Genomic DNA, 7,556 nt, shown 5'->3' with positions numbered 1-7,556 from the left:
TGCGTGGCAAGCTCAAGCGCGCCGGATGGAACGATGCCTTCCTCTTCGAACTCCTCGGCCACATGCGATAGCCCTGCTCCCGGAGGGAGAGGTGAGACAGGCAGGGCTCAGACCGAGCAAGAGCAAATCATCAGATATTCAGCTCCACCGGCACGTCCTCCGGCTTGACGCCGGCAAGCCCGAGGCCCTTGACGAACCATTCGCGCATCTGGCCGATGCCGCGGTTGTAGTCGATCCATACCGAGAGGAAATCGCGCCAGCGCTTGTCCTGCTCGCGCCGCACCGCGGTGCCGCTCGCGATCGTCACCGAGGGCGAGGCCAGGATCTTGTAGGTGCCCAGATTCGGGTTCTTGGCGATCGCGGTCAGCCCGAGCACCAGCGCGTTGACCACGCAATCGACGCGGCCCGACGACATTTCCAGCATCACCTCGTCGCGCGACTTCAGCGACTTGATGGTGGCGTTCGGCGCGAAGCGCCGCGCCACCGCTTCATTGGCCGAGCCGACGTCGACCGCGATCTTGACCTCGGGCTTGTTGATGTCGGCCCAGGTCTTGGCCTCGAGCCCCTTCTTCAGCATCGCGCCGAACGGATGCGGGAACACGAGGTTGGTGAAATCTACCACCAGCGCGCGCTGCGGGGTCGGGTTGAGCGCGAAGCCGAGGTCGATCTTGTTGGCCTGCAGATCCAGAATCGAATTGCCGTAGGTCGACTCGACATATTCCAGCTTGACGTCGAGCAGTTTTGCCAGATCGTTGGCCATCTCGATCGAGAAGCCGGACCAGGTGCCGGTGGCGAGGTCCTTGTTGAAATAGGGCAGCTCGCCAGGCAGCACTGCGATCCGCAGCACCTTGTTGGCGCGGATGCGATCCAGCGTGTTATCGGCTTGCGCCTGCGCCGCGGCCGGGGTCGCCATCGCGGCCGCGAGCGCCGCGCCGCTGCCGATCCCGAGCGCATAGCGCAGCGCGTCGCGGCGATCTTCGGAAATTTTGATGTCGTCGGATTGAGTCAAGCGGGCCTCCCTGCACCAGATCGCCGAAGCCTAGCGTCGGTACCCGGTGCCAGCAAGTGCACGCGCCTTCGCCATTGGTAGGCGAGGGTGATGCTTGATTCTTCACCTCTCCCGCTTGCGGGGGAGGTCGGATCGCATCTTTAGATGCGATCCGGGTGGGGGCTCTCTCCACAATATGACTCGCGGAGAGAGCCCCCACCCCGACCCTCCCCCGCAAGCGGGAGAGGGGGCAGAGCGCGCTCGCCTCAATACCGTCCCGGCACATACATCTCCAGCGGGATCGGGCCGCGGTGATAGTCGGGGTTGCGCACCCGCGGCGGCAGCACCACCGGTTGGTGGGTGACGTGCTGATAGGGGATCTGGCCCAAGAGATGCGAGATGCAGTTGAGCCGGGCGCGCTTCTTGTCGACGGCATCGACGATCCACCACGGTGAGTCCGCCAGGTGGGTGCGCTCCAGCATCGTTTCCTTGGCCTTGGTGTAGAGCTCCCAGCGGGTCCGCGCCTCGACGTCCATCGGGCTCAGCTTCCATTGCTTCAGGGGATCCTGGATCCGCATCGAGAAGCGGAACGCCTGTTCCTCGTCGGTGATCGAGAACCAGTATTTCAAGAGCATGGTGCCGGAGCGGATCAGCATGCGCTCGAATTCCGGCACCGAGTTGAAGAATTCCTCATACTGCTCGTCGGTGCAGAACCCCATCACCTTCTCGACGCCGGCGCGGTTGTACCAGCTGCGGTCGAACAACACGATCTCGCCGCCGGCCGGCAAATGCGAGACGTAGCGCTGGAAGTACCATTGCGTGCGCTCGCGCTCGTTCGGCGCCGGCAGCGCCGCGATCCGGCAGACCCGCGGGTTGAGCCGCTGGGTGATCCGCTTGATGACGCCGCCCTTGCCGGCGGAATCGCGGCCCTCGAACAGCACTACGACCTTCTTCTTCTCGTGCTGCACCCAGTCCTGCAGCTTGACCAGCTCGCCCTGCAGCCGCAGCAATTCGCGGAAGTAGAACTTGCGGTCGATCGACGGCTGTCCGGCCCCATCGTGCTCGAGTTCGTCGAGCCTGATGTCGTCGAGCTCGAGCTCGAGTTCCTCGTCGAGGCTGTCGGCCATCTCCTGGTGGATGCGGGCGCGCAAGGCTTCCTCACGGAAGGCTTCGTCGCGCAAAGCGTCCTCGTGGGAGGCTTCGTCGGTGAGGTGGGGAGCGGTCATGAAGGTCCGTCTTTCAGTGTGTTAGATGGATCGACGGGAGCATTGACGGGCGATGTTACCCCTCTATGACATTGCCATGACCACTGTTTCACGCCGGTGCCACGGCTGTGCTAACAAGCGCCAACAACACGAAAATGGGAGTTGCCGATGATTTCGCTCACACCAAGAGACGTCCTGCCGGAGGACGGCACCGCCGGCACGCTGGTCGGACGGGTCTGGCTGCCGCAGGCGGGTGGACCGGCCGTGGTCGCGGTGCGGGCGGACGGCGTGTTCGACGTCACCGCGCGTTTTCCGACCGTGAGCGCGCTGTGCGAGGAAGCCGATCCCGCCGGCGCATTGCGCGCCACGCGCGGTGAACGGATCGGCGATTTCGAGACGATCCTCACCAACACGCCGCCCGACCGCCGCGATGCGGCCAAACCGCATCTGCTCGCGCCGGTCGACCTGCAGGTGCTGAAGGCCGCCGGCGTCACCTTTGCGATCTCGATGCTGGAGCGTGTGATCGAGGAGCGGGCGCGCGGCAACCCGTCCTCGGCGGAGGCGATCCGCAAGGAGGTGGTGCGGTTGGTCGGCGACGATCTCTCCAAGCTGAAGCCGGGCTCCGAGCAGGCGATGCGGTTGAAGCAGGTGCTGATCGATCAGAACGCCTGGAGCCAGTATCTCGAGGTTGGCATCGGCCCCGATGCCGAAGTGTTCACCAAGGCGCCGACGCTGTCCTCGGTCGGCACCGGCATGGATGCCGGGCTGCATCCGAAGTCGACCTGGAATAATCCGGAGCCGGAGGTCGTGCTGGTCGTCTCCGGCGCCGGCAAGATCGTCGGCGCCGCGCTCGGCAACGATGTCAACCTGCGCGATTTCGAGGGCCGCTCGGCGCTCCTGCTGTCGAAGGCCAAGGACAACAACGCCTCCTGCGCGATCGGCCCGCTGCTCCGGCTGTTCGATCAGACCTTCTCGCTCGACGACGTCAGGAAGATGGATGTCGGCCTGACCGTGACGGGCGCGGATGGCTTCGTGCTCGAGGGCCATTCCTCGATCTCCAAGATCAGCCGCGACCCGACCGATCTCGTCGCCCAGACCATCGGCGCCGTACATCAATATCCCGACGGCTTTGCGCTGTTCCTCGGCACGATGTTCGCGCCGGTGAAGGACCGCGACGCCAAGGGCGAGGGCTTCACCCACAAGCGCGACGACATCGTCACCATCGCAGCGCCCCAGCTCGGCAAGCTGGTCAACCGGATGCGGGGCAGCGACGAATGCGAGCCGTGGACATTCGGCGTCGGTGCGTTGATGAAGAATCTGGCGCAGCGCAAGGTGCTGTGACGTGAGCATAAGGTGGGTTGACCGGCTCCATTCGCCGTAGCTCGACGAGCACAGCAGGCCAACCCACCACCGACGCCGGCCTTTTTTGCGGCCGCGTCCGCGATCATTTCGCGCTGCAATACGACACGCGGCTTGAGGAACCGATCGTTTTTCCTGACATTATTCGCTGGTAGATTGAATTTATCTACGGTGATCCATGTTGCAGTGCCGCGAGGCTGATTATTGCCCGCCTGTCCCGCATCCTCCGCAAAGCCGGCTTGGATTTTTCGAGTTGCTGACCAGGTTGCGGCGAAATCCTCTTGAGTGCTGGAGCGCGGATTTCTTTCAGCAGCCCATCGTCAAGCTCCGCCTGCCATTCACTGACGCATTCGTGGTCCATGACCCGCACGCCATCAAGCGTGTGCTGATGGACAATTGGAGGAATTATCCCAAGGACACGATCCAGCGCCGCATCCTCTCGTCCGGACTGGCCGATGGTTTGCTGAGCGTCGACGGAGAGCGTTGGGACGTGCAGCGGCGAACACTCGCTCCGATCTTCGCGCGCCGTACCGTCGCCTCCTTCACGATGCCGATGCTGGTTGCCGCCAACGAACTGTCGGCGAAATGGGCAACGATGGGATCCAATGCCACGCTCGACGTTGCCGCCGAGATGACGCTGGTCACGCTGAACGTGCTCGCACTGACGATTTTCTCTGACGGCATCGGCGGCGATCTCGACGAATTCCGGATGGCGATGAATGCCTATTTCAGCGTGACCGGCCGCATCGGCGCGCTCGATCTGCTCGGCATGCCCAAATTCGTGCCACGCCCGGGTCATCGCCGCCTGCGTGCGACGATGGCCTACTTCGAGACCGTGATCGACCGGATCGTCGGCACCAGATGTCGAGGACATGCCGTCCCGGTCGACGGCCCGGCCGATCTGCTGACCCTGTTGTTACGCTCACCGGATCCCTCGACCGGACGACAGCTGAGCCTGAGCGAGATTCGCTCCAACATCCTCACCTTCCTTTCCGCGGGACACGAGACGACGGCCAACACGCTCGCCTGGTCGATCTTCCTCCTGTCGCAGTCGCCTGAATGGCGCTCACGCGTCGTGGCGGAGGCCGAGCATGAACTGACCAATCCGGCCGATGATCTCGCCGAGCGGCTGATCGTGACGAAGGCGGTGATCGAGGAGGCACTGCGTCTTTATCCGCCGATCGCCGCACTCAGCCGGACGGCGCGCAAGGCCGACAGGCTGGGCGATCTGGCCGTCGGCGCGGGCTCCCTGATCGTGATCGCGCCCTACGTCCTGCATCGGCATCGCAGGCTATGGAGCCGCCCCGACGCGTTCGACCCCTCGCGCTTCCTGCCGGAGGCCCGGAGCGCGATTCCGCGGTTCGCCTATCTGCCATTCGGGGTCGGGCCGCGGACCTGCATCGGCGCGTCGTTTGCCTTGCAGGAAGCCACCATCGTGCTCGCTGTTCTGATGCGCGATTTCGAGATGAGGTTGCTGTCGCACGCCGACGTGCAACCGCTCCAGCGCATCACGCTGCGTCCGGCGCACGGGCTGCCGATGCTGATCAGCCGGAGATCTGCGCAGTAGCGGGCATTGCGCCATTCGAGTCCGCATGCGCGCGGATATGCTAGTGTCTGCCGAAGCGGGCGACATTGTCGAACATGTTCAGAAACCTGAGCGGAAGGTAGATCGTACGTCGCAACTTGCGCGCGCGATGCGCGGAAAAATTTTGGCAATCATTTTTTCCTGTTTGGTGTGATCTGCTTCACGCACGTTGGTGCGTTATCCGCTTCAGCATGGTGGCTCGGCGCGAACAGAGGGAGTCGCGGACATGAGCAAGCAGCCAGCAAATGGAATGCCGGAGTGGCTCACGACCGACGTGCTCGTGATTGCCGTCTCATTGGCGATCATCGCGATTGGCATCTGGATCGCGCCGTAGCGCGCAGGCGGCATCGCGGAAGGTGATGCTGCCGATGCGAGAGGCGACGGCGCGCCTTATAGGCCCATCATCCGGAAGATCATGCCGCCGATATTCGGACCGTGACGGTGGTGGCGGCGATGATGACCTCGCGGCGGTTCGTCGCCGCCTGCGGCGGCCATCGCGCTCCTGCCGCCGTCCCGCTCGGGGCCGACCGCATCGAACGCGGCCTTCTGCTCGTCGCTGAGTGCGTTGTAGAAGGTGTCGAGCGCCGGCCGCACCGTCCCGATCGCCTGAAGCATGGCATCGAGTCTTGCTCCGACCGCCGCAAGGCGTGCCGGTGGCGTGCGCGCGTCGGCGGGCGGACAGGACGATTTCAACGTGTCCTCGGCCTTTGTCGACGCATCCCGCAAGGCGTCGAGGCTCGCCCGCTGCGCGTCGGTCGGCCTGACGTCGCGTTCGATGACGTCGCCGGGCCATGCGATGGCGGCCGGTTGCGCCGCGTTGCAATTGCCGCTGCCTGACGTCGCTTCACGCCTGCTGCGTTGCTGATCTGCCGCCAGCGCGGTCACCTTGGCTTTCTGATCGTCGCTGAGCAGCCCGTAGAACTTCTCCAGCGCCGGTTGCAGAATGCCGACCGCCTCGCGCATCGCCTGAAGGCGCTGCTGCATCGAGGCGAGACGGCTCGGCGCGGTCAACGGCACGTCCTTGGGGCATGAATTGAGAATGGTCTCGGACGCCTTCTGCGATGCGTTGGCGAGTTCGTCGAGCGCAGCGCTCTGCTCGGCGCTGGGCTGAATGGCGCTGCGGAACTGCTCGATCGGGAAGCCTGCGATATCGCTTCTGTCGCTGCCGCACATGTCGGCGAGGGTGTTGGTTTGAGTGGGGGCACTGGATCGACCGGTGACGGACGGCCGCGGACCGGCGTAGCCGGGCAGATAGTAGGCATAGCCGCTCAGTGCACCGTAGTCGTAGGGGCCGAACAGGCCGGTGTAGATGTCACCGTAGCCATAGTCCCAGAAGTACGGGTCGTAGTCGTCGCCCCACCACGCATAGTCATAGAGATCGTAATAGGCATACGGCCAGAACACCGGGCCGACCCAGCCGAAGCCGCCATGCGGATGGCGCCACCACCAGCCGCCATTGTTGTTGTGAAATCCCCAGGCTGCGCCGGCGGCGGCCGTCATGATCGCGGCGCGCGCCGCCGGGTTGTGCAAGCCGCCCGGGCTGCGCAGGGCGGCCGTGACCGGACGCGACGACAGGGTGCGGCCAACGGCGCTGGCGTTGCGACGCATCGCGGCGGCCGAGGGCGCCTGGCGGCCAGCTACGCCGTGCGAGATCGCCGGATTGCGGCCGACCGCGGGGCCATGGGTCATGGCCGGATTGTGGGCGGCATGGAATTGCCGCGCGCCGCCGCCGCCGCGCCCCATCCTTGTCGCGGCATGGGGCGCCGCATGGATGGTATGGAAACCGCCCGCGCGGGCGCCGCCGCCGTGGAAGCCACCACCACCGCCATGGAAGCCGCCCATCGCCCCGCCGCGGAAACCACCGCCGCCACCGTGAAATCCACCGCCGCCACCGTGAAATCCACCGCCGCCGCCGTGGAAACCGCCGCCTCCACCGTGGAAGCCGCCGCCACCGCCGCCATGAAATCCGCCACCGCCGCCGCCATGGCCGCCGCCGCGGGCCGCCTGAGCGGGATCCGCAAGCAGCGTCAGCGATGCTGCGGCCGCGAGAACTGCGACGAGTGCCAACCATGGATGTTTGCGGCGAGCCATGTTCGTTCTCACTTGTGTCAAAACACTCAATAATGCCTGACACCAACACGCCACGTTGCCGCTCGGTTCCCGCCGAGACGTGAATTGCACGCAACTCTTTGGTCTTTGCGGGCCGGTTGTTCCGCGCTGCGATCGGCACCCGCCTTTCCCTTCGCCATCTGTTCAAGGGAGGGCGGAACGAAGAGCAAGACTCGGACGATAATGTCGCGAGAATGTGGATGTTTGACTCGCTGGCGGCGCAACATATCCGGTGTCGTCCCTGCGAAAGCACTAGGGCATGCACAGATCTCTGAGGCTCCATCCTGCGGCGACGGCGTGGAAGTGTTCG

5 protein-coding genes are annotated in these 7,556 nt (G+C 64.9%); 2 read left to right on the top strand and 3 right to left on the bottom strand.

All coding sequences use genetic code 11. The features are described from left to right. Positions 1 to 130: 130 nt before the first annotated feature. Positions 131 to 1,009, bottom strand: a complete 879-nt coding sequence (locus QMZ05_RS39690) for a transporter substrate-binding domain-containing protein (protein WP_074128494.1) — start codon at positions 1,007 to 1,009, stop codon at positions 131 to 133. A 245-nt stretch (positions 1,010 to 1,254) separates the two neighbouring features. Then, positions 1,255 to 2,214, bottom strand: a complete 960-nt coding sequence (gene ppk2 / locus QMZ05_RS39685; RefSeq protein ID WP_353705703.1) for a polyphosphate kinase 2 — start codon at positions 2,212 to 2,214, stop codon at positions 1,255 to 1,257. A 147-nt stretch (positions 2,215 to 2,361) separates the two neighbouring features. Here ppk2 and QMZ05_RS39680 point away from each other — a divergent pair, with 147 nt between their 5' ends. After that, on the top strand, positions 2,362 to 3,534 hold the full coding sequence (locus QMZ05_RS39680) for a fumarylacetoacetate hydrolase family protein (RefSeq protein ID WP_353705702.1): 1,173 nt from the start codon (positions 2,362 to 2,364) through the stop codon (positions 3,532 to 3,534). A 196-nt stretch (positions 3,535 to 3,730) separates the two neighbouring features. Continuing rightward, on the top strand, positions 3,731 to 5,119 hold the full coding sequence (locus QMZ05_RS39675; protein ID WP_353705701.1) for a cytochrome P450: 1,389 nt from the start codon (positions 3,731 to 3,733) through the stop codon (positions 5,117 to 5,119). 408 nt (positions 5,120 to 5,527) lie between these two features. On the opposite strand, the gene QMZ05_RS39670 is transcribed toward QMZ05_RS39675, so the two are convergent. Beyond that, on the bottom strand, positions 5,528 to 7,228 hold the full coding sequence (locus QMZ05_RS39670) for a Spy/CpxP family protein refolding chaperone (protein WP_353705700.1): 1,701 nt from the start codon (positions 7,226 to 7,228) through the stop codon (positions 5,528 to 5,530). Positions 7,229 to 7,556: the final 328 nt, after the last annotated feature.

The sequence above is a fragment of the Bradyrhizobium sp. INPA03-11B genome (genome assembly GCF_040446015.1).
GTDB classification, from domain to species: domain Bacteria; phylum Pseudomonadota; class Alphaproteobacteria; order Rhizobiales; family Xanthobacteraceae; genus Bradyrhizobium; species Bradyrhizobium macuxiense_A.
Note: the sequence above shows the minus strand (reverse complement) of the source record. Positions and strands in the feature narration are given on the sequence as shown.

Bases quoted from the DNA above. Each gene is read 5' to 3' on its own strand.
- ppk2 (WP_353705703.1), bottom strand. From the start codon at position 2,214: ATGACCGCTCCCCACCTCACCGACGAAGCCTCCCACGAGGACGCTTTG.
- QMZ05_RS39680 (WP_353705702.1), top strand. From the start codon at position 2,362: ATGATTTCGCTCACACCAAGAGACGTCCTGCCGGAGGACGGCACCGCC.
- QMZ05_RS39675 (WP_353705701.1), top strand. From the start codon at position 3,731: ATGTTGCAGTGCCGCGAGGCTGATTATTGCCCGCCTGTCCCGCATCCT.
- QMZ05_RS39670 (WP_353705700.1), bottom strand. From the start codon at position 7,228: ATGGCTCGCCGCAAACATCCATGGTTGGCACTCGTCGCAGTTCTCGCG.